Origin of the sequence: Cellulomonas sp. ACRRI (assembly GCF_022346185.1) — a bacterium.
GTDB lineage: Bacteria > Actinomycetota > Actinomycetes > Actinomycetales > Cellulomonadaceae > Cellulomonas.
Genome location: NZ_JAKRMS010000262.1, coordinates 1 through 1,239, shown reverse-complemented (window position 1 = coordinate 1,239; position 1,239 = coordinate 1). Strand labels below are relative to the sequence as shown.

1 protein-coding gene is annotated in these 1,239 nt (G+C 73.7%); it reads right to left on the bottom strand.

Annotation, left to right across the window (positions count from 1 at the left end; translation table 11 throughout):
• Nucleotides 1-157: 157 nt before the first annotated feature.
• Entirely contained in the window at nucleotides 158-1,234 is a 1,077-nt protein-coding gene (locus MHY85_RS21050) for an ABC transporter permease (RefSeq protein ID WP_374234279.1), read from the bottom strand.
• Between the last annotated feature and the right edge of the window lie 5 nt (nucleotides 1,235-1,239).

The following is a 1,239-nucleotide window of genomic DNA, read 5'->3' as shown; positions in this document are numbered from 1 at the left end:
GCCCCGCCGGGCCCCGGGGGGGGGGAGGGGGCCGCGCGGGCGGGGGGTGGGGGGGGTGTAATTGGTAACCCCTTCCACTTTGCCGGGGGTGGTGGGGGATGGGGGGGGGGTGGGGGGGGGACGGACCCGATCGCGTGGGGGTGGTGCGTGGGGGTGGTCAGGTGCGCCCGGGGCGCGAGGTGAAGCGCTGCTGCAGCAGGACGGCGACGACGATGATCGCTCCCTTCGCGATCTGCTGGACCGACGAGTCGAGGTTGTTCTGGACGAACACGTTCGTCAGCGTCGCGAAGATGAGGACGCCGAGCACCGTGCCGACGATCGTGCCCCGGCCGCCGGACAGCAGCGTCCCGCCGACGACGACCGCGGCGATCGCGTCCAGCTCGTAGTAGAGGCCGTTGGTCGACGACCCCGCGCCGGTGCGGCCCAGCATCATGACCGCGGCGATGCCGGCGGCGAGCCCGGCCAGCGCGTACAGGTACATCGTGTGCCGCTTGACCGCGATGCCCGCCAGACGCGCGGCCTCGGGGTTGCCGCCGACGGCGACGGTGCGGCGGCCGAACGTGGTGCGGTTGAGCAGGAACCAGCCCGCGACCGCGACCACCGCGAAGATCCACACGATCTTCGGCACGCCCAGCAGGTCGCCGCGGAACGTGTCCTCGAACGACGCCACGTTCACCAGCTGCGTGCGGCGCTGGGCGATCAGCTCGGCCAGGCCGCGCGCGGCCACCAGCATGGCCAGCGTGGCGATGAACGCGACCACCCGCCCGTAGGCGATGAGGACGCCGTTGACCACTCCGGCTGCCGTGCCGACCGCCAGCGCGCAGAGCACCATGACGATCCAGCCGTACTGGTCGGCCATGGTCTGGGTCGCCAGAGTCGTGGCCCACACCGACGCCAGGCCGAGCACCGACCCGACCGACAGGTCGATGCCGCCCGCCGTGATCACGAAGGTCATGCCGATGCTCAGCACGCCGATGATCGACGCCAGGCCGAGGATGACCAGCGCGTTGTCGATGCTGGCGAACCGGCTGCCGGCGGTGATGTAGCCGACCAGGCAGATCGCCGCGAGGGCGATGACGAGGCCGAGCGTGCGGGCGGCGCCGCCGCCCGCGAGGCCGCGGCGCCCGCCGGAGGTCCCGCGGGCGACACGCTCCACCCGGGCGGACTCGTCCGCGGCGGGCGGCACGGGGGTCGGGGGTTTCGTGCCGCCCACCCCCCCCACGTCCACGGGCACGGCGC